Source organism: Eggerthella sinensis (assembly GCF_003339815.1).
Lineage (GTDB): Bacteria > Actinomycetota > Coriobacteriia > Coriobacteriales > Eggerthellaceae > Eggerthella > Eggerthella sinensis.
Map to the genome: position 1 here is coordinate 33,028 of NZ_PPTT01000003.1, position 24,369 is coordinate 57,396.

At 65.9% G+C, this 24,369-nt stretch carries 17 protein-coding genes and 1 riboswitch; of the genes, 5 read left to right on the plus strand and 12 right to left on the minus strand.

Annotated features, from left to right (window positions below; genetic code table 11):
* Window positions 1-85: 85 nt before the first annotated feature.
* From C1876_RS02070 to C1876_RS02095, 6 genes are read right to left on the minus strand one after another with little or no spacing between them, the layout of a single operon-like run.
* Entirely contained in the window at window positions 86-1,372 is a 1,287-nt protein-coding gene (locus tag C1876_RS02070) for a sensor histidine kinase (protein WP_114545078.1), read from the minus strand.
* A 3-nt stretch (window positions 1,373-1,375) separates the two neighbouring features.
* Window positions 1,376-2,080 (minus strand): response regulator transcription factor, encoded by a 705-nt coding sequence (locus tag C1876_RS02075; protein ID WP_114545079.1) that lies wholly within the window; start codon window positions 2,078-2,080, stop codon window positions 1,376-1,378.
* Window positions 2,077-2,799: a sensor histidine kinase gene (locus C1876_RS02080; RefSeq protein WP_114545080.1), complete on the minus strand. Its 723-nt coding sequence runs from the start codon at window positions 2,797-2,799 to the stop codon at window positions 2,077-2,079. Before C1876_RS02080 ends, C1876_RS02075 begins: the two co-directional genes overlap by 4 nt.
* Window positions 2,800-2,803: 4 nt before the next feature.
* On the minus strand, window positions 2,804-3,550 hold the full coding sequence (locus C1876_RS02085) for a TorD/DmsD family molecular chaperone (RefSeq protein WP_114545081.1): 747 nt from the start codon (window positions 3,548-3,550) through the stop codon (window positions 2,804-2,806).
* 52 nt (window positions 3,551-3,602) lie between these two features.
* The gene (locus C1876_RS02090; RefSeq protein WP_114545082.1) at window positions 3,603-4,154 is read right to left on the minus strand and encodes a DMSO/selenate family reductase complex B subunit; all 552 of its coding nucleotides are present in this window, start codon (window positions 4,152-4,154) and stop codon (window positions 3,603-3,605) included.
* A gap of 3 nt (window positions 4,155-4,157) precedes the next feature.
* Window positions 4,158-6,791: a molybdopterin-dependent oxidoreductase gene (locus C1876_RS02095; RefSeq protein WP_114545083.1), complete on the minus strand. Its 2,634-nt coding sequence runs from the start codon at window positions 6,789-6,791 to the stop codon at window positions 4,158-4,160.
* Between the two features lie 300 nt (window positions 6,792-7,091).
* On the opposite strand from C1876_RS02095, the gene C1876_RS02100 reads away from it, so the two are divergent.
* Window positions 7,092-7,535, plus strand: coding sequence for a MarR family winged helix-turn-helix transcriptional regulator (locus C1876_RS02100; protein WP_114545084.1), 444 nt, complete (start codon window positions 7,092-7,094; stop codon window positions 7,533-7,535).
* A 3-nt stretch (window positions 7,536-7,538) separates the two neighbouring features.
* Here the strand turns inward: C1876_RS02100 and C1876_RS18110 are convergent, their stop codons facing one another.
* Window positions 7,539-12,575, minus strand: a complete 5,037-nt coding sequence (locus tag C1876_RS18110; RefSeq protein ID WP_158544560.1) for a SpaA isopeptide-forming pilin-related protein — start codon at window positions 12,573-12,575, stop codon at window positions 7,539-7,541.
* A 258-nt stretch (window positions 12,576-12,833) separates the two neighbouring features.
* A riboswitch (glycine riboswitch) is annotated at window positions 12,834-12,937 on the plus strand.
* Window positions 12,938-13,054: 117 nt separating this feature from the next.
* Here C1876_RS18110 and C1876_RS02110 point away from each other — a divergent pair.
* A complete protein-coding gene (locus C1876_RS02110; RefSeq protein WP_264464925.1) occupies window positions 13,055-14,572 on the plus strand; it encodes an alanine/glycine:cation symporter family protein in 1,518 nt (505 codons plus the stop codon).
* Window positions 14,573-14,677: 105 nt separating this feature from the next.
* Here C1876_RS02110 and C1876_RS02115 read toward each other — a convergent pair whose 3' ends face one another.
* Complete coding sequence (locus C1876_RS02115; protein WP_244909992.1) at window positions 14,678-16,156, minus strand: LuxR C-terminal-related transcriptional regulator; 1,479 nt, start codon at window positions 16,154-16,156, stop codon at window positions 14,678-14,680.
* 220 nt (window positions 16,157-16,376) lie between these two features.
* Between C1876_RS02115 and C1876_RS02120 the strand changes: the two genes are divergently transcribed.
* The gene (locus C1876_RS02120; RefSeq protein ID WP_114545087.1) at window positions 16,377-18,191 is read left to right on the plus strand and encodes a flavocytochrome c; all 1,815 of its coding nucleotides are present in this window, start codon (window positions 16,377-16,379) and stop codon (window positions 18,189-18,191) included.
* 146 nt (window positions 18,192-18,337) lie between these two features.
* On the plus strand, window positions 18,338-18,940 hold the full coding sequence (locus C1876_RS02125) for a cytidylate kinase-like family protein (RefSeq protein ID WP_114545088.1): 603 nt from the start codon (window positions 18,338-18,340) through the stop codon (window positions 18,938-18,940).
* 130 nt (window positions 18,941-19,070) lie between these two features.
* Here C1876_RS02125 and C1876_RS02130 read toward each other — a convergent pair whose 3' ends face one another.
* The 4 genes from C1876_RS02130 to C1876_RS02145 all read right to left on the minus strand — a co-directional run bounded on the left by C1876_RS02130 (window position 19,071) and on the right by C1876_RS02145 (window position 22,478).
* Window positions 19,071-19,439: a tRNA-binding protein gene (locus tag C1876_RS02130; protein ID WP_114545089.1), complete on the minus strand. Its 369-nt coding sequence runs from the start codon at window positions 19,437-19,439 to the stop codon at window positions 19,071-19,073.
* A 9-nt stretch (window positions 19,440-19,448) separates the two neighbouring features.
* Window positions 19,449-19,958, minus strand: coding sequence for a shikimate kinase (locus tag C1876_RS02135; RefSeq protein WP_114545090.1), 510 nt, complete (start codon window positions 19,956-19,958; stop codon window positions 19,449-19,451).
* A gap of 81 nt (window positions 19,959-20,039) precedes the next feature.
* Window positions 20,040-20,987, minus strand: coding sequence for a DMT family transporter (locus tag C1876_RS02140; protein WP_114545091.1), 948 nt, complete (start codon window positions 20,985-20,987; stop codon window positions 20,040-20,042).
* A 9-nt stretch (window positions 20,988-20,996) separates the two neighbouring features.
* Window positions 20,997-22,478, minus strand: coding sequence for a helix-turn-helix transcriptional regulator (locus tag C1876_RS02145; RefSeq protein WP_114545092.1), 1,482 nt, complete (start codon window positions 22,476-22,478; stop codon window positions 20,997-20,999).
* A 184-nt stretch (window positions 22,479-22,662) separates the two neighbouring features.
* On the opposite strand from C1876_RS02145, the gene C1876_RS02150 reads away from it, so the two are divergent.
* Entirely contained in the window at window positions 22,663-24,303 is a 1,641-nt protein-coding gene (locus tag C1876_RS02150) for an FAD-dependent oxidoreductase (protein ID WP_114545093.1), read from the plus strand.
* Window positions 24,304-24,369 lie beyond the last annotated feature (66 nt).

The following is a 24,369-nucleotide window of genomic DNA, read 5'->3' on the forward strand; positions in this document are numbered from 1 at the left end:
AAGGATCCCGTGCGGCGTCAGCGTACGAGGAACCCGTACGAATGTTTCACGTGAAACATCGGGATGGAAGAAGCGGTCGCTGCCCCTAGCGGGCGTCGAAGGTGATGCGGATGGTGGTGCCTTGGGCGGGTTCGCTGGCGATGTCCATGACGGCGTTGTGGCGGTCGACGATCCACTGAGCAATGGGCAGGCCGAGGCCCGTGCCCTCGGGGTTCATGCTGCGCGCCGATCCCGAGCGGTAGAAGCGCTGGAACGCCATGCTGATGTCGTCGGCCGACATGCCGATGCCGGTGTCGCGCACCTCCACGACCACCTTCCCCTTCGCCGCGCTGCTCAGGCCCACGTGCACGCTGCCGCCTTCGCCGGTGTACAGCAACGCGTTCTCCACGAGGATGGTGAACAGCTCTTCGATGCGCTCGGGGTCGCCCACGATGCGCGTGCCCGGCTCGATGGCGGTCTGCAGGCGAATGCCCCGATCGCGCGCGATCTGCGACACGTCCTCGCACACCCGCGCAAGCGTCGCGCTCAGCGCCACGTCCTCATAGACGATCTCGTCGCCGTCCGCGTCGGCGCGCGCCATGGTGAGCAGGGCCGACAGCACGGTGTTCATCTTCTCGGTGCTGTGGAACACAGCTTCGAGCCCCGCCTGCTCCTCCTCCACCGTGTGCTCGGGGTGGCGCATGATCATCTCGACGTTCGCCTTCGCCACGGCAAGCGGGTTCTTCAGCTTGTGCGACGCGTCTGCCGCGAACTGGCGCTGCTTGCGCCATGCCTCGTTGATGGGCACGATGGAGCGCTGCGCCATGCGGTAGCTCATGGGCACGATGATGGCCAAGCTCAGCAGCAGGCACAGCGCGCTGGCCAGGCGCAGCTCGTTCTGCATGGCGATATCGCCCGAGATGTCGCGGAACAGGATGATGTCGTGCGTGTTGTAGTGCCGGTCGCCCTCCTGGATGGAGAAGTCGCCTGCAGCGCGATGCACGCGGTAGTACTGGCCGTTCACGATTTCGGTGGTGTCGCCTTCGCCCAGGTCGCGGGACAACAGCTCGTCGATGTCGGCTTCCACGATCTGACTCACGGGATGCGGGTTGAGGTACTCCCCCGTCTCCGTCTCGAAGTAGATGATGGGCAGCAGCGAGGTGGACAGGCCGTAGGAATGGTTCTCGGCCGACTGGTGCTCGTCCACGAACGCCTCCACCTGGTAGGCCGAGCGCGCGTCGATGTGCCAGTAGCTGAACACGGTGGCCCACACGTTCAGCACGATCACGAACACGGCGAACAGCGAGAACATGGTGACGAAATTCGACAGCGCGAACCGTCGCGCAATCTTCTTGGACAGCGCGCCCGCCGTGTACACCTGCTGGCTTCGCATGGCCTATACCTCGTCGCAGAACTTGTAGCCGACCCTCCAGACGGTCAGCAGGTAGCGCGGCGTCGACGGGTTGTCCTCGATTTTCTCGCGAATCTTGCGGACGAACACGGTGATGCTGCGCAGGTCGGTGTCGCTGCTCTGGCCCCAGATATGCTCGAGGATCTGCTCGCGCGTGAACACCTTGCCCGGCGACGACGCCAGCAGCGCCACGATCTCGAACTCCTTGGACGTGAGGTCCACCGCCTTGCCGCGCACGCGCACCTCGTAGCTGTCGAGCAGCACTTCCACATCGCCGATGGCGATGCGCGAGGCGGGCTCGGCCTGCGGCGCCTCGGCCGCACGCTCGTTGTCGTAGCGGCGCAGCAGCGCGCCGATGCGCAGCGACAGCTCCACGGGGCTGAACGGTTTCACCAGGTAATCGTCGGCACCCGCCTTGAACCCGACGCTCTTGTCAACGATATCGCCCTTCGCGGACAGGAACAGCACCGGCACTTTGCTGCCGCGCTTGCGCAGCTCGCTGCACGCGTCGAAGCCGTTGAGCTCGGGCATCATCACATCGAGGATGACGAGGTCGGGATGCTCGGCCTCGTAGAGCGCGAGCGCCTCGCTGCCCGTGCCCGCGCAGCAGAAATCGTAGCCGTCTTCCACGACGATACGCTCGATGACCTGGCGCAACCCCTCGTCGTCATCGGCCAGCATGATGTTCATACGATCCCCCGTTCGCTCGGCGCGGACGTCGGCAACGCGATGGTGAACGAACTCCCCGCGCCCAGCGTGCTGTCCACGCGCACCGTGCCGCCGTGCATGGCGACGAACTCCCGCGCCACGGCCAACCCCAGGCCGCATCCCCCGAAGCTGCGCGCGACGGAATCGTCCACCTGCGCGTAGCGCTCGAACACGGCCGCCTGGTCCTCTTCGGCAATGCCTATCCCATTATCGTCGATCCGCAGGTGCACGGCACTATCGTTTTTCCGATGGAAGGCGTGCACCACCACAAGGCCGCCGCGCGGCGTGAACTTCAGCGCGTTGTCCACGAGGTTCTCGAGCGCGCGGCGCAGCTTGTCGGGGTCGGCCTCCACGAAGGGCACGCCGGGAGCCACGAAACTCACCAGCTCGATGGCGCGCTCGTCGGCGCGCGGGCGCATGTGCGCGTCCACCTCGCACACCACATCCACCAAATCGACGAGCTCGACGGACAGCGCCGCCTTGCCGCTGTCCAGGTACATGACGTCCAGCACGTTGTCCAACGTGTCGGACAGGCGCGACGCGCTGGCCGCCACCTCGGTCCAGGCAGCGCGCTGCTGCGCCGACATGCCAACGCCTTCACGGAGGGACACGTCGGCGAAGGCGAGGATGGAGCTGAGCGGGGTGCGCAGCTCGTGGCTCACCCCGTCGAGAAACCCCAGGTATTGCGTGTGGCTCGTCATGCGCTCAGCCAACGAGCAGCCGGTCGATCGTCCGGCGGTCAACCGCGCAGAACGCCGCAGCCATGCGGCCGGCCGCCGGGTACACCCCCGTGGCTTCGTGCTCGCTCAAGCGCGTGGCGAACGCGTCGACCCAGCGCAACAGGTGCTCGTCGAGGAACGCCGCCTGCGCACGCAGCAGGGCTTCGCCGTCACTGGCGGCGGGCGCGGCGGCCTCGTCGCTGGCGGCAGCATCGCCCTGCGCGTCGCGCTCGGCGCGCTCGTCGCACGTTTCGTTCAGCGCGACGACCGAGCCCGCCAACGCAGCCATGAAGTTCAGCTCGATGGCCAGGTGATCGTCTGCCACGTGCGGATACGAGGCGGGAAGGTAGCCCGCCTCGCGGTAGGCGCGCCGCACCGCGAGCGTGCTTTTCTGGAACAGCAGGGGATCGGGGTTCACGTACACCGACTCCCACGGGGGCGCCGGCAGCGCGGCCGGCCCCACGAACAGCCGGGTGTACGTGCCCGCAAGCTGGTCGCACGCCGCCTCGGGCGACGACGTGTTGGGAAGCGCGCCGCCAAAGGCCGACACCGCTTCGGCAAGCGCCTCGTCGAGCGAGGCGGCATACGCCAGCTGTTGGGCGACGTTCTCGTCGCGCAGGAGGCCCATGAGCCCCACCGTCGGATCGTCGCCGAACAGCCTTCCGAGGAGGGTGTACATGAAGTGCCTATGAGGGAGGGAGAAGGCAGGGTCGAACGTTTCGGCAGTGCTCATGGGATGCTCCTATCCGCGGCCCGGTGGGAAGCCGGGCCGCTTGCGTGCGTGGTTACGCCGTCACCGCGTGGGGATCGGGATTCAAAACAAGCGACGGGTTCGTCTCGGAGGACGCGGGCAGCACCGTGATGTCGGCCGTGCCGCCGTACTGCTTCCGCAGCTCTTCGACGTCGCCGAACTTGAGGGCCCGCATGAGGCAGGCGGCAACGCAGGCCGGCTCTTCGCCGGCGGCGAGCAGCTCCTTGCAGCCGTCGCACTTGCCGCACTTCTTCTCCTCTTCCAAGTAGTCGGGCGCGCCGTACGGACACGACATCATGCAGGTTTTGCACCCGATGCACTTGTCGTGATCCTGGACGACCAGGCCGTTCTCGTCCTTCGCGATGGCGCCCTGCGGACAGTTCGCCATGCACAGCGGCTTCTCGCAGTGGTTGCACCCCAAAGACAGGTGGTAGAACCACGGCTCGGGGAACGCGCCGCCGTCGAAGCGCTGCACTTCGCGGAACAGGGTGTTCACGCCCAAATCGTTCTTGTCGTTGCACGCGATCTGGCACGTCTTGCATCCCGTGCAAATCGTCATATCGTAGTAAAAGCCCAACTGCGTCATGGTTTACTTCCCTTCCTCTGCGAAGAAAATGCGCTGCGGCCACGTGTAGTCGGCCTCGAGCGTGCCGTTGTACTTCTCGATGCGCACGTTGCAGCTGTTGAAGCCCGAATGGCCCTCGCCCGTGGGGTTCTGGCCGGTCAGCGTGTTGGTGGCGCCGGCACGGTCGTTGCCGTCCTCGTCGAATTCCATCCACGCGCCCTCGCCCAGCAAACACGCGCCGGGACGCATGCGCTCGGTGGCGTACACGGGGCGCAGCACGGTGCCGTGACGGCTGGTCACCTTCGCGATGTCTCCGTCGGCGATGCCCAGCTCGGCCGCGTCGGAGGCGTTCATCCAGAACTCCTGCGCGAACGCGCGGCGCAGCCAGGGGACGTTGTCCAGGTTCGAGTGCGCGCGGCGCTGATAGTGGAAGTTGGCCAGCTGGAACGGATAGCCGTCGGCGATGCCCGCCTCGTAGCCCTCCACCGGCGGCTCGTAGTACGGATGCGCGTGCTTCGTGGAGAAGCCGATGCCCTCGATCTTCTCGGCCAGGCTCTCGCAGTAGATCTCGAACTTGCCGGACTTCGTGTTGAGCGGGTGCGCTTCGGGGTCGGCGATGTAGTCCTCGAACGCGGTGAACTCGAACTTGTCGTTCTCCTTGCGCGGGAACTGGTACACGCCATCGGCCAGGAACTGGTCGTACTCGACGCGGCCCGTCTGCGGCTCGCCCTGCACGCCCAGCTCGTCGATCTTCTCCTGGGTGATGGTGACGAGCGGCTCGTACTTCGTGCCGTCGTCGGTGCACACCTTCGTGCCGGCCACCGAGTCGAAGAAGCGCTGCGCCATGGACTTCGGCTCCACCTCTTCCTCGTTCGCACCCAGGCCCTTGCCAATTTGGCGCGCGATCCAGAAGTCGTCCTTCGCCTCGTACAGCGGCTCGCAGATGCGCGAGTACACGATGGCGATTTCGCGGTTGCCGTAGTCCACGCCGCCGTCCTGCTCCCACTTCGTGGTGACGGGCAGCACGAGGTCGGAGTACTTGGCATCGGTGGTGAGGTCGTAGTACTGCGCCATGACGAACTCCACCGCGCGGTGCGCCTCGATGCCCATGCCGCCCGAGCCGAGGTTCTGGCTGAGCGTGGCGCCGTCGCCGCCGTGGATGATAGCCTTCACGGTGATGGGCTTCGTCTCGCCGTTGTCGAGGTACTCGCCGTCCAGGATGGCGCGCCACATGTTGCCGTTGTTCAGGCGCGTCTTGCAAGCGTTGTCCATCTTGCGGCCGATGCCGTCGGTGCCGCATTCCACGAGGCGCGGGCCGCCGTTGCCGGAGTACTTGTGCATGGTGGGCGCCACGCCGCCGGCCGGGTTGCCCATGTTGCCGCTCATCATGGCCAACGTGAGGATGGCGTGCGCGTAGTCCTCGCCGCAGTTCGTGCGGGCGGGCGCGCCGCCGGACACGATGGCGCACGACTTCGCCGTGGCGTACTGGCGGGCGAATTCGCGGATGACGTCGGGCTCGACGCCGCAGATTTCGCTGGCCCACTCGGGTGTCTTCGGCGTGCCGTCGTAGGTGCCCAGCAGGTAGTCCTTGAAGTTGTCCTGCGGGTCGGCGCCTTCGGGCATATGCTCCGCGTCGAAGCCGATGCAGTACTTGTCGAGGTACTCCTGCTTATGCAGGCCCTCGTCGAGCATCGTGTACATCATGCCGAAGATGAGCGTGATGTCGGTGCTGGGACGACAGGGAATCCACTGCGCGTCGAAGATGCGCGCGCTGTCGGAGTAGATGGGGTCGACGCAGATGAACTTCGCGCCGGCCTTCTTGGCCTGCAGGTAGTTGTACGGGGGGTTGCCGCCGCCCGACACGGCCGGGTTGCAGCCCCACAGCACGATGAGCTCGGACTTGCGCAGGCGAATGCGGTCGTTGCCGTCGTTCGCGCCGGTGCGCTCGTGGCCCGAGTAGTTCTTCGCGCTCGACGGACGCTGCTCGAAGATATTCGGCGAGTTGGGCTCGCCGCTGTCGTCGCCCGCCACGAAGGCGTACGTCTCGGTCCAGCCGCCCCACGAATACTGGCCCCATCGCGGGGTGAATCCGCCGCTCAGCGCGAGGGCGCGCTGGATTTCCTTGCCGCTCGGGCTGAACACGGCCTCGGGGCCGTACGCCTCGCGAATGCGCTTGATCTCGCTGACGGCGATGTCGATGGCCTCGTCCCAGCTGATGCGCTCCCACTCGTCGATGCCGCGCAGGTGGCCGTTGATTTCCTTACCGCCCGGCTGCCAGCTCTTGCGCTTCATGGGGTAGCGCAGGCGGTCGGCGCCGAACACCTGATGGCGCTGCGAATGCCCGCGAGCGCACGCGCGCTGCTGCGGGAAGTCGGGATCGTCGTCGGGGTGCGTGTCGTCCGTCTTCTGACGCACCACCACGCCGTCCTGCACGAGCACCTTGTTGACGCAGCGGCCGCCGCAGTTGTGCCAGCAGGCCGCCGACTTCCACTCGCCCTCGGTCAGCGAGCTGGCGAACGCTTCGTCCGTCTCCTCGGTCTTCTTGACCGCCGTCTCGCATCCGGCCAACGTCCCGCTCAAGGCGATGGCTGCGGTGGCGGCGGCGCTCGCCTTCACGAACCCGCGACGACTCAACGCCGTCGTTGCCTTCGATTCCATTGCGCTCCCCCTTCGTTCTCGTCTACGCACGACCTTCGTCGCGCTGACCCCATACTAAAGAGCGCGGAAACTAATAACGATGCAGCCGATATTCAGTTATTGCAGAGAGTTTGTTTCTGAATTATTACCGGGAAACACACCGGTTTACGAGGGGAAACACCAGCGTGCAGGTGTGCTTTCGCCAACCCGGCGGCGTGGTTTTTGGGCGCGCACGGCGCAAAGACGTTGACGGATTATTGCCGGATGTGATTAATTGAGGGGGTAATCCGAACCCGCGCGATAAGCCGGAAGCAGGCCACCATGATCAACCAGCATAATAATCTTATCGGCTTTCTTGTGTACGACGCCCAACGCGCCATATCGAAATCGCTTGAAACCGCCCTGAAGCCCTACGGCGTCACGCCGGGCCAGTGGAACCTCATCAATCAGCTCGACCAAGCGGGCGAGCTTTCGCAGAAGCAGCTTGCCGAACTGACGCGCAAGGAGCAAGCCACTATCACGCGCTACCTCGACACGCTCGAGCGCAAGGAGCTTGTGGTGCGCAACCAGCACAAATCGGATCGCCGCGCGCACGTCATCTCGGTCACCGACAAGGCGCGCGAGTTGGTGGCCGCCGTGCAGCCTATCACCGTCGACGCGGCCGACCGCCTGATCGAGGGCATCGACCAGGCGGATATCGACACGTTCGTCACGGTGCTCGCGAAGCTCAAAGAGAACGCGGACAACTACGCGAGCACCGACTAGCACCTAGTCGCGACGGGCGCAGCGGCGCGCCACCACCACGGCCGTCACCAGCGCACCCGCCGCCACCACGCCAAGGGCTCCCAGCACAGCCGCGAGCGGGAAGGCGTCACCCGTACGGGCAATCGACGCAGGCGACGACGAGCTGGGCTTGTAGGTTGACGAAGGCGTACTCGGGTTGGACGGGTCCGTCGGGTTCGTGGGGTCGGTGGGGTCCGTCGGATCGACCGGATCCACCGGGTCAGGCGGCACGGGCGCGTTCTTCATCGTGAGCTCGACCTGCGCAGGCTGCCCCACCGCCACCTCGAACGCCACCGGCGTCTCGTCGAGCACGTAGCCCTCGGGGGCGGCCGTCTCCACGAAGCGGTAGTCGCCCACGGCGAGGCCGTCCACCTTGACGATGCCGTCGGCCCCGGTCGTCAGCGCCTCGAAGCCCGGCACGGTTGCCCAGGTGCCGTCGGCCAGTCGCTGTTCCAGCTTGAACGTCGCGCCGGCGAGCACCGTCGTCGGCTTGTCGGCGTCCACCTTCGTCAGGATGGCGCCGCCCAGCACCGGCGTTTTCGCGTTCGTGGCCGTCACCGCCGCCGCGAGGTTGGGCGTGTCGGCCGTGAGCTCGAACGGGAAGGGCTCGCTGGCCAGCTCGTAGCTTTCAGGGGCTTCCAGCTCGACGAAGCGGTACGCGCCCAGGGGCAGGTCGCGCACCTCGATCTTGCCGTCGCCGTCGGAAGTCAGGCGCTCGGAGCCCTCGACCGCGGCCCAGGAGCCGTCGGCCTGCTGGGCTTCCAACTTGAACACGGCGCCCGGCAGCAGGACCGACGCGTCGTCGGCGTCCACCTTCGAGAGCGCTACGCTGCCCACGGGCGGGACCTTCTCGTTGGTCGCCGTGACGCTCACCACGACGGGCGCGGGGGCGGCCGCGTCGATGGCGAACTCTCGCGGCGTCTCGTCGAGCACGTAGCCCTCGGGGGCCGCCGTCTCGACGAAGCGGTAGTCGCCCACCGGCAGATCGGCGACCTCGACCGCGCCCTGCCCGTCCGTCGTCAGAGCCTCGTTGCCCGGCACGGTCGCCCAGCTGTCGTCGGCCAAACGCTGTTCCAGCTTGAACACGGCGCCGGGAAGCTTCACCGTCGCGTCGTCGGCGTCCACCTTCGTCAGCACCGCCTTCCCGAGCACCGGGCTCTTCGCGTTCGTGGCCGTCACCGCCACAGCGAGCCCCGGCGTGTCCTCGGCCAGCGCGAACTCCACCGGCTGCGTTTCCAGCTCGTATCCCTCGGGGGCTTCCAGCTCGACGAAGCGGTACGACCCCAGGGGCAGGTCGGCGACCTCGATCTTGCCGTCGCCGTCGGTGGTCAGGCGCTCGGAGCCCGCCACCGTCTCCCAGGAGCCGTCGGCCTGCTGCGCCTCGAGCTTGAACACGGCGCCCGGCAGCAGGACCGACGCGTCGTCGGCGTCGACCTTCGTCAGCGCGACGCCGCCCACGGGCGGGACCTTGGCGTTCTCCGCCGTGAGGTTCACCACGACAGGCGCCGGAGCGGCCGCGTCGATCGAGAACTCGCGCGGCGTCTCGTCGAGCACGTAGCCCTCGGGGGCCGCCGTCTCGACGAAGCGGTAGTCGCCCACGGCGAGGCCGTCCACCTTGGCGATACCGTCGGCCCCGGTCGTCAGCGCCTCGAAGCCCGGCACGGTTGCCCAGGTGCCGTCGGCCAGGCGCTGTTCCAGCTTGAACGTCGCGCCGGCGAGCACCGTCGTCGGCTTGTCGGCGTCCACCTTCGTCAGGATGGCGCCGCCCAGCACCGGCGTTTTCGCGTTCGTGGCCGTCACCGCCGCCGCGAGGTTGGGCGTGTCGGCCGTGAGCTCGAACGGGAAGGGCTCGGTGGCCAGCTCGTAGCTTTCAGGGGCTTCCAGCTCGACGAAGCGGTACGACCCCAGGGGCAGGTCGCGCACCTCGATCTTGCCGTCGCCGTCGGTGGTCAGGCGCTCGGAGCCCGCCACCGTCTCCCAGGAGCCGTCGACCTGCTGGGCTTCCAACTTGAACACGGCGCCCGGCAGCAGGACCGACGCGTCGTCGGCGTCCACCTTCGTCAGCACGACGCTGCCCACGGGCGGGACCTTGGCGTTCTCCGCCGTGAGGTTCACCACGACGGGCGCCGGAGCGGCCGCGTCGATCGAGAACTCTCGTGGCGTCTCGTCGAGCACGTAGCCCTCGGGGGCGGCCGTCTCCACGAAGCGGTAGTCGCCCACCGGCAGGTCGGCGACCTCGACGATGCCGTCGGCCCCGGTCGTCAGCGCCTCGAAGCCCGGCACGGTTGCCCAGGTGCCGTCGGCCAGGCGCTGTTCCAGCTTGAACGTCGCGCCCGGCAGCTTCACCGTCGCGTCGTCGGCGTCGACCTTCGTCAGCACCGCCTTGCCGAGCACCGGGCTCTTCACGTTGAGCGCGGTCACCGCCACCGCGAGCCCCGGCGTGTCCTCGGCCAGCGAGAACTCCACCGGCTCGGTCTCGAGCTCGTACCCCTCGGGAGCCTCGAGCTCGACGAAGCGGTACGACCCCAGGGGCAGGTCGGCCACCTCGATCTTGCCGTTCTCGTCCGTGGTCAGGCGCTCGGAGCCCTCGACCGCGGCCCAGGAGCCGTCGGCCTGCCGGGCCTCGAGCTTGAACACGGCGCCGGGGAGCTTCACGTCCTGGTCGTCGGCGTCCACCTTCGTCAGCGCGACGCCGCCCACGGGCGGGACCTTCTCGTTGGTCGCCGTGACGCTCACCACGATAGGCGCCGGAGCGGCCGCGTCGATCGAGAACTCGCGCGGCGTCTCGTCGAGCACGTATCCCTCGGGGGCGGCCGTCTCCACGAAGCGGTAGTCGCCCACCGGCAGGTCGGCCACCTCGACCGCGCCCTGCCCGTCCGTCGTCAGAGCCCCGTTGCCCGGCACGGTCGCCCAGGTATCGTCGGCCAAACGCTCCTCCAGCTTGAACACGGCGCCCGGCAGCTTCACCGTCGCATCGTCGGCGTCCACCTTCGTCAGCACCGCCTTCCCGAGCACGGGGCTCTTCACGTTGAGCGCGGTCACCGCGACCGCGAGCCCCGGCGTGTCCTCCGCCAGCGCGAACTCCACCGGCTGCGTTTCCAGCTCGTATCCCTCAGGGGCGGATACCTCCACGAAGCGGTACGTCCCCATCGCCAGGTCGCGCACCTCGATGAGGCCGCTGCCGTCGGTGGTGAGCGTCTCGTAGCCCGGCACGTCGGTCCACGTGCCGTCGCTCGCCTGCTCCTCCAGCTTGAATACCGCGCCCGGCAGCTTCACCGTCGCGTCGTCCGCGTCCACTTTCGTGAGCGTCACGCTGCCCAGCACGGGGCTCTTCGTGTTCTTCGCGGTCACGGCCACCGTATGGTTCGGCGTTGCCGACGTGATGGCGAATTCAACGGGCTGCCCCTCCATGATGTACCCCGTCGGCGGCACAAGCTCCACGAAACGGTACTGCCCCAACAGCAAGCCCGTGACGGTGATCAGGCCGTTTCCATCGCTCGTGAGATTTTCCGCACCCGCGACGGTCGCCCACGAGTTGTCGGGCTGCATCTTCTCCAACTTGAACACGGCACCCGGCAGCGTGATGTTCGAGTCGCCGGCATCCACCTTCGTCAGCACGGCTTTGCCGTCCCTCACTTCCACGCCGCCCGAAATCACGGTGAAGTAAGCGCCGCCCGTCGACGTCTCCGACGAGCTGTCGCCGTACGTGAGCGTGGCGGTGTTGTCGTATTGGCCGGTGGTGGACGCGTCGGAGCGCAGCTCCACGATGAACGACGTGAAGTCGCCCTTGTTCGGACCCGACGCGCTGAAGTACTTCATGATGATGGCCTTCTGCGTAGGCGTCACGCCCTTGCTGTCAAGCAGCTGCGACAGCCCCGCCTCGCCCTGACCGCCGAGGATGTTGCCGATGTTGAGCGCGCTCGAGCCGTCGCCCGTGGGCACGTTGCCGTACCCGATGTACACCACGCGGTTCTCCCACACGCCGATAGTGGGCGTGGAAGCGAAGCGCACCTCGCTTGCGAACTGCTCCTGCGTGATGCCGTCAGACGATCCCTTGTCCACCAGGGCGAACAGGTCGGTGATGGGATAAGCCGCGTACTGCTCGGTTTGCGCCTCGCCCGCATCCGTCGTTGCCGCAATAGGCATGTACACCACCACGTCGCCCGACGTGATGGCCTGACCGCCCTGCAGCTCGTCGGTGAGCAGGAGATTACGCTGCTGCGGCGACGGATCGGAGCCGCCGGCCGCATAGTTCGCGTACGCGTTCACGATGTTGTCCAGGTTCACGCCCATGGTCCACACGATCTGGTTCTGACCGGCCACCTGCGAGCCGTACTTGAGCAGCGGCGTGCCCGGCAGCGGCCCCGTCGTCGGCGGGTCCACGTTGATGGAGGGCAAAGCGGTGCCGTTGACGGTGAACACGATATCGTCGCCCACGCCGTTCACGTAGCCTTCGAGCGAGAAGAACCCGCTGTGCAGCGACGGGAATTCCGCGCCTTCGGCCGAGATGGTGGTGACAATGGTGATATCTTGACCGGGAATCATCGAGCCGTTCGCGTCGCGGTTGCCGTTGACCACGTACGATCCGATCACCTTCGACGTGGCCGGATCAACCAAATCCACGGGGCCGAAGTTGCTGGCAAGGAAGTGATCCTCGCCGTCGATGGTGAACGTGAAGGTGTCGCCCGCGTTCACATCGGTCATATCGGGAATGCTCCAGTCGATGTAGATGCGCACGTATGCGCCGCTGGTCAACGTGGTGCCGGCAGGAATGTCCTGCCAGGTGTTGCCCGTTTTCTTCTGCAACTTGATGCCGTCGACGGACACCTTGTCGGTCACGTCCATGGCCGCACGGGGCGTGGGCGCGTCGTCGACCGCATCCGCGGCGGCATCTTCGGCAAACGCCGGCGCGCGAAACGCCAGCACGCACAGGGCCACGATGCCCATCAGCACGAAGAATGCGCGTACGCGATGGAGTCGGGAAGAAGCGGAGCAGGTGGAACCAACCGGCTGGGGAGCCATGCTAAACCTCCTTATAGGGGGATATCTCTGCACTGACTTTTCAAGGTACGCGAACGTCCCGCCGACCCCTGCCTCATCACCGCGTCGGTTCCCCTCCCGTATCGCCCCCGTCATGCGGCCGTTGTCGACTTTGATCATCCGTTGATTTCGCAAATGTCAAACAACGGGTTAACAACAGATGGGTTCCTTGCTACAATACCTTTCAATTTCATAGCGTCACCCCGTTGATACGTCCTGGATCGAACGAAACAGGACGCGGAAGGGGCCTCTGGAGAATCCCATGCATGGGTGCCGAAGGGGCAAGGCGCATCGCCGCAGGCGATGCCGCTGAAACTCTCAGGCAAAAGGACAGAGCAAAGCTACCAGCTTGTCGCGGACTCGCATGTTTTGCGCTCCCCCTCTATCCTCATGATCCTCCTGCAGACCCGTCCTTTGGCGAGGCGCCTTTGAATGCACGTATCGATCCAAAGGAGGAAGTGTTGGAAGCGTTCTTTAGCACCGTCAACGACCTATTGGTAGCCGTTGACGACTTTATCTGGGGCATCCCGCTCATGGTGCTCATCCTGTTCGGAGGCATCATGCTGACGGTGCGCCTGCGCGGCGTGCAATTCCGTCATCTGGGACGCGCCCTTCGCTATATGGTCAAGAACGAGAAAGACGGCACCGGAGAAGTGACCAGTTTCGGCGCGCTGTGCACCGCGCTGTCAGCCACCATCGGTACCGGTAACATCGTCGGCGTGGCCACGGCCATCGTCGCCGGTGGTCCGGGCGCGCTGTTCTGGATGTGGCTGGCTGCACTGTTCGGCATGGCGACGAAGTTCTCCGAGGGCCTGCTTGCCGTGAAGTACCGCAACATCGACAAGAAAACCGGCCATGTGCTGGGCGGTCCCTTCTACTACATCGAGCGCGGCATGGGCATGAAGTGGCGCTGGCTGGCGAAGGTGTTCGCATTCTTCGGCATGTGCGTGGGCCTGTTCGGCATCGGTACGTTCACGCAGGTGAACTCCATTTCCGGAGCCATTACCGGGTTCTTCGACCCCGAGAAGGCCATGACCGTGAACATCCTGGGCATGGACTACTCCATTGCCACCGTCATCGGCTCGCTCGTGCTGGCCGTGCTCGTGGGCCTCGTGGTCATCGGCGGCCTCAAGCGCATCGCGAAGGTGTCGGAGCGCGTCATCCCCGCTATGGTGGTGCTGTACGTGGGCTTCTCGCTCGTGCTGATCTTCGCGAACCTCGACAAGGTTCCCGGCGCGTTCGCCACCATCTTCCAGAGCGCGTTCGGCTTGCAGGCTGCGGCCGGCGGCGCCCTCGGCGCCATCATCGTGGCCATGCAGAAGGGCATCGCGCGCGGTATCTTCTCGAACGAGGCCGGTCTGGGTTCCGCTCCCATCGCCGCTGCCGCCGCGCAGACGAAGGAGCCGGTGCGCCAGGGCCTCGTGTCCATGACCGGCACGTTTCTCGACACCATCGTGGTGTGCACGATGACCGGCCTCGCGCTGGTCATGACGGGCGCCTACCAGCTGCCCGGCATCGAGGGCGCCGCCATTACCACGGCTGCGTTCCAGGCGGGCCTGCCGTTCATCCCGGCCGACATCGTGGCGTTCGTGCTGATGGCGTGCTTGGTGCTGTTCGGCTTCACCACCATCCTGGGCTGGGACTACTACGGCGAGCGCTGCCTTGAGTACTTCAGCAACGGCAACATGAAAAGCGTGCAGGTGTATCGCTGGCTGTACATCGCCGCCGTGTTCATCGGCCCGTACATGACCGTGGCCGCCGTGTGGACCATCGCCGACATCTTCAACGGCCTGATGGCGCTGCCCAACATGATTGCCCTCATCGCGCTGTCCGGCGTGGTGGTGAAGGAGACGCGCGATTACTTCGAGCGCCTCAAAGCCGCCGGCAACGAGGACGAGATGGAGCCGCATCTTCCCGGCGACAACTGGGACATTCCGCCCATCGACCCGCTGGACGATCGTCTGGGCGTGGCCAACTAACGACCCCTCCCGCGCGTCAAGCGCGCAACAGCAGAGAATGCGCCCTCGGCATCACCGCGCCGAGGGCGCATTCTTGCGTTTAAGGAGGGGTGTCATCCTCCGCACCTACGCGGTTAGCCCCTCTTCGTCGTCTACCGTGGCGGCGGGGCGGCGGGTCTTGCGCACGGGCTTCTCCACGTCGTCGAGCAGCTCGAACAGCTCGGTCTTGCTGTGGATGTCGAACTTGCGGTAGATATGGTTGATGTGCGCCTTCACGGTGCCCTGCGACACGTACAGCACCTCTTCGATTTCCGCAACGGTGTTGCGCTGCGCGATGAGCTGCAGCACCTCTTCCTCGCGCGGGCTGAGGTTGAAGGCGCGCGACAGGTCGGACACGCGGATGGCAAGGCGCCCCTCGGACGACGCGTTCTCCAGCCCGTCGTCCTTGAGCACGATGCCCCACTTCGCCGACAGGCCGCGCTCGGTGAAGAAGATCACGAGGAACGTCAGCACCACGGCCACCGCCACGATGCCGTACAGCATGGACGTCAGCTCGTCGCCCAGGTTCGCCGACGCGCCCGCGAACACGAGCCATCCCAGCAGCTCAACCACGTAGCGGATGCCGCGCTCGATGCCGTTGATCCACACCGCGTTCACCCCGAAGCGGTACGTGATGTTGCTCATGACGATCATGATGTACATGGACAGCATGGTGTAGCCCGCGTCGTAGCACAGCGCCATGATTTGCGCGTTCGTCCCAAATGTGGGCATCACGAATAAGAACCCCACGATGAACAGCGGAAACGCCAGTTGGTAAATGGTGTCGAAGTTGAACCAGCGCGACGCCGACAGCACGCCGAAGAACACGAGCACCGTCACGAACAACGCACCCAGCACGTTGCCGGGCACCAGCAGCTGCGTGGGCAGCGCCCCGAAGCCGCCGGCGAACGTGCACACCGCCATGAGCAGGATGGGCTTCCACGGGATGGTTTTCGGGTCGCCTTCCTTCATAGCCGGGGGCAGATCACGCTCGGGCAAGCGCCGCATGCTCGAGCGCACGCACGCCAGGCACACGAGGGGCAGCACCACCGAGAAGAACGCCAGATACGGCACCGACATGCCCAGGAACAGCCACTTCACCACCTCGCCCACGGCGATGGCCAGGGCGTGGTACAGCGCCACGCGCATGGGGTTGAGCGAGCCGTAGAACTCGGCCCACATGAGGATGAGCGAGCCCAGGCCGCCGCCCGCCGCCAGCAGGCCCACCACCTTGAGCGCAGGCAGCGGCACGAAGAAGCACGCCACCACGATGAGCGCCGACCCGCCCACCATGCAGGCGCCCGTGAGCATGACAGCCGTGCGATTCGCCCACAGCGGCGTGATGCGGCGCGCGGCGAACGCGAGCGCCAGCGATGCGATGCCGATGGCCCCCTCGAACAGGAAATAATCGAACACCGAGATGGTGGGGAACGCGTCGTAGCGGAAGAACGTCGCCAGCCACGCACGATACAGCCCCACGCCGAAGAACACGAAGGGGATGGCCGCCACGCGCAGCAGCACGGTTTTCCATCGATCGACGAAACCCTGTTTTTCGGTATGTTCCACGCAACCTCCGCCGGCGGACGCGCGCATCGGTGCGCACCCGGCCGCTTCCTCCCCTTGCTTTTCCGAATTCATACTACCCGACTCGCCTGCGTTCGCAAGGGGTTATACCGCGGGTTAAGCATTTAACCCGAACGGACAATTGCCGCTCTGCCGCAAAGCGATAGGCTGGGATCAGCGCTTGAACAGGGAGTAAGCGCACCAACGTAAGGGAGGACGTATCATGACAGGATTTTCTCGCAGGCAGTTCATCACCGGCGGCGCCGTGGCCGCTCTGGGCGGCACGCTCGCGCTGGCAGGCTGCGCGCCCAGCGGGTCGGCCGACTCGAAGGGCTCGTCCAACGGCGGCGGCATGTCCGCTGGCGTGGGCACGGGCATGGGCAAGCACGGCGCGTTCAACGTGGCCGTGGAAGTGACCGACGGCAACCTCGACCGCATCACCATCCTCGACTCGCGCGAAACGCCGGGCATGGGCGACGTGGCCATGGAGGAGCTGACGCAGCTCATCGTGGACAACCAGACGCTCAATGTGGACACCATTTCGGGCGCGACGCTTTCCAGCATGGCCTTCATCGGCGCCGTAGGCGACGCCCTCGACCAGGCCGGCCAGAAGGCGAGCGACTGGAAGAAGCGCGACAAGGCCACGCTCGCGCAGGCCGAGCTTCCCGCGTCGGCCGACGTGGTGGTTATCGGCGGCGGCGGTGCCGGCTTCGCGGCGGCCATCACGGCAGCCAACGAGGGCAAGAGCGTCGTGCTGCTTGAGAAGATGGGCGTGTTCGGCGGCGACACCGCGCTGTCCGGCGGCGAGATGGCCGCTCCCGGCAACTGGATTCAGGTGCAGGAAGGCATCGCCGACAGCCCCGACGCGCTGGCGAAGGACATGCTGGAAGGCGGCGACAACGCGGGCGACCCCGCGCTCGTGCAGATCATCGCCGAGGGCGCGCTCGACAGCTCGCAGTGGCTCACGTTCGAGGGCGGCATCTCCTGGAAGCACGACCTCATGCAGTTCGGCGGCCACAACACGAAGCGCTCCATCATCCCCATCACCCACAGCGGCAGCGAGATGACCACGAAGCTGACGAAGCGCGCAGGCGAGATCGACACGCTGACGCTGGCGAAGAACTCCCCCGCCGTCGAGCTGGTGAAAAGCGGCGACGCCATCACGGGCGTGAAGGTGAAGAACACCGTGACGGGCACCGAGTCCACCATCGCCTGCAAGGCCGTGGTGCTGGCAAGCGGCGGCTTCGGCTCGAACATAGACATGCGCGTGAAGTACAACCCGGCCATGGACGACTCCATCCTGTCCACCGACTCCGTGGGCGCCACGGGCGATGGCATCACCATGGGCGAAGCCGCGGGTGCGAACCTCATCGACATGCAGTACATCCAGACCTACCCCGTGTGCGACCCCGAAACCGGCTCGCTGCTGTACGTGGGCGACGTGCGCCTCGAGAGCCGCGCTATCATGGTGAACAAGGAAGGCGACCGCTTCGTCGAGGAGCTCGACCGTCGCGACGTGCTGTCCAACGCCATCGTCGAGCAGACCGACGGCAAGGCGTACATGCTGTTCAACCAGTCGAACGCCGACGAGACGGGCCTGCTGGTCACCCACGAGGACGAGTACGAGAACCTCGAGGCGCGCAAGGTCATCGTGAAGGGCGACACGCTTGAAGCCGTGTGCGAGCCCTTCGGCGTCGACGCGGCCGAGCTGGCGAAGACCGTGGAGAAGTGGAACCAGTACTGCAAGGACGGCAAGGACCCCGACTTCAACTTCCGCGGCGACTTCAACGCCATCGAAGACGGCCCCTACTACCTCATGGCCTACAAGCCCGCCGTGCACTACACCATGGGCGGCCTGCACATCAACACCGACGCGCAGGTGCTCGACAACGCCGACGCTCCCATCCCCGGCCTGTACGCCGCCGGCGAGGTTGCCGGCCACAAGATGGGCACGAACCGCCTGGGCTCCTGCTCCATGTCCGACATTTACACGTTCGGCCGCATCGCCGGCAAGAACGCCGCTGCGTTCTCCGCGTAAGCCGCACGCATTCAACAGCCTTCCCCTCTGCCGGGCCGCGCTCACCCCTCCGGGCGCGGCCCCTTCCTTTTCTGCGTCGTTTCGGTGTCCGCTTGGCACGAACGGGTACAATGGGCACCAACGCATTCGACCACGGAAGGATTAGCATGGACCAGCATCTCGTCTTTGCGATCAGCAGGGAATACGGAAGCGGCGGCCGAGAAATCGGCGAGTGCCTGGCAAGCGAGCTGGGCATCGCCTACTACGACAAGCTGCTGCTCAAGCGCATCGCCGAAGAGAGCGGGCTCAGCGGCGACGTCGTGGAGGATTTCGACGAGAAGCCCATGCGGCCGTTGCTGCTCAATCCCAACAGCTTCTTCTGCGGCACCGACATCGAGCACCCCGTGGCCTCGCGCATCTACAAGACGGAGGTGGACATCCTGCGCTCCATCGCCGCCGAAAGCTCATGCGTCATCGTGGGCCGCTGCGCCGACTACGTGCTGGCCGATCAGCCGGGCCTCGTGAGCCTGTTCGTGAGCGCGCCCATGCAGGCCCGCGTCGCGCGCGTCATGCGCCGCAACAACCTGTCCGAGAGCGAAGCGCGCAGCCGCATTGCGCGCGTCGACAAGAACCGCGCCAGCTACTACCGCTACTTCACCGACGAGAACTGGGGCATGGCCCGCAACTACGACCTCTGTCTCAACTCGGGCGACCTCGACGGCCCCGGCGCCGTCTCCGTGATTCGCAGCTTCATCGAAGCCCGAAAGTAGCCGCCCCCCCTTGCTCTCCCCCTTGCGCGGCGACACTTTTCCCTTGCCCCCCCTTGCGCGGCGACAAGATTTCCGACCAGGCGGAACGCGTTCCGCCGCGCAAAAAAAAAGGGGGGGGGGGCAGTAAAACCTACCCCGCGCGCACGCCGTTGGGGACGTCGCGCTCGGGCATGGCGAGCGCGGGCAGGATGCCGTCCTCGTAGCCGATGTCGTAGATCATGCCCTCGGACACCTCGCCCGCCATCTTGCGCGGCGCGAGGTTCACCACGAACAGCGCCTGCTTGCCCTTGAGCTCGGCCTCGCAGTCTTCGCGCTCCTCCTTCATGCCCGAAAGAATGGTGCGCGTAAAGCTGCCGAAATCCACCGTCATCTTGATGAGCTTCTTCGAGCCCTCCACGTCGTCCACGGCCACGATGCGCCCCACGCGGACGTCGATCTTGTCCAGGTCGTCAATCGTGATGGTGGGTTTGACGGGGGCCGTTTCGATGGATGCGTCCATGAGAGCCTCCTACTTCAGCGCGTCGGCAACCTTGCGCGCGGCCGCGGTGATGGACAGGTCGTTGACGTCGACGGTGACCTCGGCGTACTCCTCGTACAGCGGCAGGCGCTCGTCGTACAGCTCGCGCAGGCTCATCCCGATGCCGCCCTTCAGCACCACGCCGCGCTCCTGCAAGTCGCTCAGGCGGCTGACCAGCTCGTCGAACGATATCTTCAGGTACACGATGGTCCCGATTTCCGCGAGATGCTTCATGGCCTCGTCGGAGTACACGGCCGAGCCGCCCGTCGCGATGATGGACTTCGACGCGGTCAGGTCGCGCAGAACCTCGTTCTCCACCTGGATGAAGCCCTCCGGGCCGCACGCGTCGATGAGCTTCTGCAGCGTCTTGTCGCAGCTGTTCTGGATTACCAGGTCAGCGTCGATGAAGTCGTAATTCAGGATCTTCGCCAGCACAATGCCGAGCGTGGATTTGCCTGCACCGGGCATGCCGATGAGCACGATGTTGTCTTTTTCTGCCATGCCGCCTCCTCCGGAAGGTTCAAAGCATGCGCAATCGCTGCGCATGCGCGTAAACATTCTCAGATTATACCAGCTCGGGCGTTAGTCAACGTGCACGGGAACGGCTTCGAGCTGCGGGGCCTGCTCTTTGCGTTTGAGCGGGAACATCTCGCTGACCAGGATGGCGCCGAAGATGAGCACGAAGCCCGCCACCAGCTTGAGCCCTACTTGCTCGCCGTACAGCATGACGCTGAACAGCACGCCGAACACCGATTCCAAGCTGAGGAACAACGACGCCTGCGCGGGCGGCACATGCGCCAGCGCCACGTTTTGAATGACGAGCGCCACGCACGATGCGAAGATGACGAGGTAGGCCATGTTCCAGAAGAAGTCGGGCGTGAGAGCCGACGCGGGCGGCAGCGTCTCGAAGCACGCGCCGTACGCCACGCCGCACGCGCCGCCGATGAAGAACTGCATGACCGTGAGCACGAGCACGTCGTTGGTCTCCGAAAACTTCGACACGTACACGATGTGCACGGCGAACAGCAGCGCCGACACGAGCGTCATGAGATCGCCGTACCCCATGGACAGCTCGCTGAGCGAGCCTTGCAGCGACACGAGCCCGATGCCCAGCACCGCCATCACGGCAGCTAGCAGGTTGAACGCCGTGGGGCGCTTGCGCGCGAGGACCCACCACGCGAACGGCACGATCACGCAGTACGTGGCCGTGAGAAACGCGTTCTTGCCGGGTGTCGTGTTGTCCAGCCCGATGGTTTGCACCCAGAACGCGAGGAAGCACAGCACGCCCAGAACAAGCCCCTTCATCAGGTAGTCTTTGGTGAACGCCAGTCGCATGCGCCGCCAAAACACCACCGCGAGCACGACCCCCGTCGCCAGGAAGCGAAACCCGATGAGATACGCCGGCTCGAGGACGTCCACCGCGTCCTTCATCACGACGAAGCTGAACCCCCAAATAATGGTAGCAACCACCAGCAGCAGCTTGTACACGCTGGTAGGAATGCGCCCCGCTATGTCAGAAAATCCCCTCATGGCGGCTCATTATAGCTCGTCTCCCTGCACGAGGTCGAGGAGCTCTTGTTGGGAATGGACGTCGAGTTTCTGGTAGATGTGCTTCACGTGGGTGGCCACGGTGTTCTTCGACAACACGAGCGTGTCGCGAATGTAGGGGCGGCTGCGTCCGCGCGCCAACAGCGCGAACACCTCGCGCTCGCGCCGCGAGAGGCCGTGCGCGCTTGCCAATGCGGCGCAGCGCGCCTCGAGCGGGTCGATTGCGACGGGCGTCGCCTCGCTTTCGTGCGGAAGATCCGGCACGGGAGCCGTGCGCTCCACCCAGGCACCATCGCGGTGCGGCGCGAGCAGCGTCGACACCACGAACACGCCGATGAGCACGAGCGCGCACGTCTTCGCGTCCGTCACGCCCTGCATCACCAGCCCATGGAGAAACGGCCCCGCCAGGTACCCGATGAGCACGCCCGTGTACGTTGCGCACACGCCGATGCCCACGAGAAACGTAACCGTGCGGTTCGTCTTCTGCGACAGGCGCACGAAGTACAGCACCGTGATGATCTCGAGGCCGGTGAACACGACGCTTCCCAGGCAGTACGAAAGCGCATCGGCCGCCCAACTGTCGAACGCCGTGCATATCAGGCTGAACACGAGCGGCACCGAAATCCACCGGTACACCGCCCCCAGATCGACGCGCGTGGAAAACACCACGAGCAGCGCCGAGAACGCCGCGGCCACCAACATGCCAACCGCCGTCGTCGCCGACTCCATCGCCGGCAGCAGCGCGGCCGAGAACAGGAAGGGCGCCGTGCAGCCAATGCCGTACGCCACCGCAATCAGCACGAACGCGCGCACCACGTTCGCCGTGCGCACGCGCGCGTCGTGCGGCGTCTCGGTGGGGTCGAACCGCGCGACGACGCGCTGGTCGACCGAGCGCTTCGTCAGCAGCAACAGCACGCCCGAAGCCACGGGCAGCAGCGCCACCACCACCGCAGCCGCAACGCCCGACAAGCTGGGCACCACGAGCACGCACAGCAGCGTGGTGACGAACGAAGCGGGGATGGCCGTCTCGGCCACGTCGGGTTCGATACGCGCAAGCTCGCACGACCACAATAAAATGAGCACCACCGGCCCGATGCCCGTGCCTACGCCGCCCACCGCAAGCGCGAACGCGGCGGCCGCCCCGCTCGCGTACGGGTACCACAGCGCGGCAAGCGTGCCCGCCACCGCCAGCAACGGCCCCGCCACGTACATCGAGTTCGACGCCGACAGCTCACGGCCCCGAAACATCAACGCCAGCACGAGGCAGGCCACCGGCGTCAGCACCGCCGACACCAGCCACAGCAGCGTCCCCTGCAACGCGAGCGCCGGGGCATCGCCCACCGCAAGCGGAATCTCCCACAAGCACGAACTCCACGCGTACGTCAGCCCCACGCCCAGCAGGCGCAGCGGAAACGGCGGCTCGAACCGCGCCGCAATGCGGTCGATACGCGAAGTGGTTGATGCGTTCCCCATGCTGCTCCTCCCTGATCCACCGCCACGGTACTACGCGGCACGCGGGGCGAACATCACCGCATCGAGGTGATTTTTCTCCCGTTTCTCCAGATCATGAGCATACCCTCTCGCCGCGGTGATGTTTTCGCGCCGCAGCGGCACTACGATGGCCCTCGCTCGATCATAACGCACAAAGGAGGACTTGATGGGAACAGCAATGGATCGTCGTTCGTTTTTGGGGCTGGCAGCGCTGGGGTCGCTTGCCGCCGGCGCCGGGCTGGCCGGCTGCGCGCCGCAGCAGAGCGCGACGGCAACCGCGCAAGCGAACGCAACCGAAGCGGACGCCGCTGCCGGTGCCGCCGGCACGAGCATCCCCCGCAAGGAGGGCTCGAAACAGCAGTCGTGCGACGTCGTGGTGGTAGGCGCCGGCGCGGCGGGACTCATGGCGGCACTCAAGCTTGCCGAAGCCGGCAAGAGCGTCATCGTCGTGGAGAAGGCGCCGTCGGCGGCCATGTCGAACTTCAGCATGTGCGGCGGCCCGGCCGCCTGCGAGACGAAGCTGCAGGAGCAGGAGGGCGAAACCGTCACCCTGGACACCCTGTTCACGTACATGTACGACTTCTCGCGCACGAGCGTGAGCGGCGCGCTGCTGCGCAGGTGCCTCGCCGGCACGAGCGACGCCCTCAACAGCATGATCGACCTGGGCATTCCCATGTCGCTGTGGCCGGACGTGTACGGCAACGGCTTCCGCGCCCGCCACTACCTTGAGACGGGTGGCGAAGAGCGCGTGGCTCCCCTCGTCTCGGCCATCGAGACGGCGGGCGGCACGTTTTTGTACAGCACGGGCGGCGAGAAGATCATCATGGAAGACGGCGCGGTGAAGGGCCTGCAAACCGACAAGGGCATCGACATCATGGCACCCAACGTGGTGGTGGCAACCGGCGGCTTCCTGGGCGGCGAGGACATGCAGATGCAGGTGTTCAACACCCGCGTGTTCTCGTTGGGCAACTCCCTGTCCGACGGCACGGGCATCGCCATGGTGCTCGACGCGGGCGGCGCGCTCGACCGCAACTTCGCCGTCCTCGGCAACGAGTGCGGCGCAGTGTCGGCCGCCACCAGCAGCAGCCCCTTCACGGAGGACTACCACAACCTCAACGAGCACTACGGCTATTGGCTGTTCGGCGGCTTGTACACCGACACGGCCGGCGAGCGCTTCATCAACGAGGAGCGCATCGCCGAGCTGCCGCTCGCCATCGGCGGCGAGGCGCTCATCCGCGCCGGCAAGGCGTACGTCATCATGGATTCCGACTACTACGAAGCGGTGAAGGGCGACGGTATCTACGCCTACCTGGGCGAACCCGAAAGCTGGGTGGCCGGCCCCGAGGCCGACTACTACAAGACCACGCCCGAGAACGCCGACAAGCACCTGCAAGAGGCCATCGACGAAGGATGGGCGCTCAAGGCCGACACCATCGCCGAGCTTGCCGAGAAGTTCTCGCTCGACGCCCTCGAGCAAACCGTCGAAACGTACAACGCCGCCTGCGCAAGCGGCATCGACGAGGAGTTCGGCAAGAGCGCACCGTTCCTCAAGCCGGTCAAAACCGCGCCGTTCTATCTCTTCGAATACGTTCCGAGCGCCTGGGGAACCAACGGCGGCGCCAAGGTGGACAGCCATCTGCGCGCCATGGACACGAACAACAAGCCCATCCCCGGCCTCTACGTTGCGGGCGTCGATCAGGGCAGCGTCTACAGCGTACCGTACTACACGAACCCGGGCGCCTCGGTGGGCCTCGCCCTCGGCTCGGGCGTGCACGTTGCGAACGAAATCGTGAAATCCCTCGCGTAACGCCACCTGAAACCCTCTCCGACCCCTCCCCCTCCCTCAACGAAGCGGCCCCGGAATTCCGGGGCC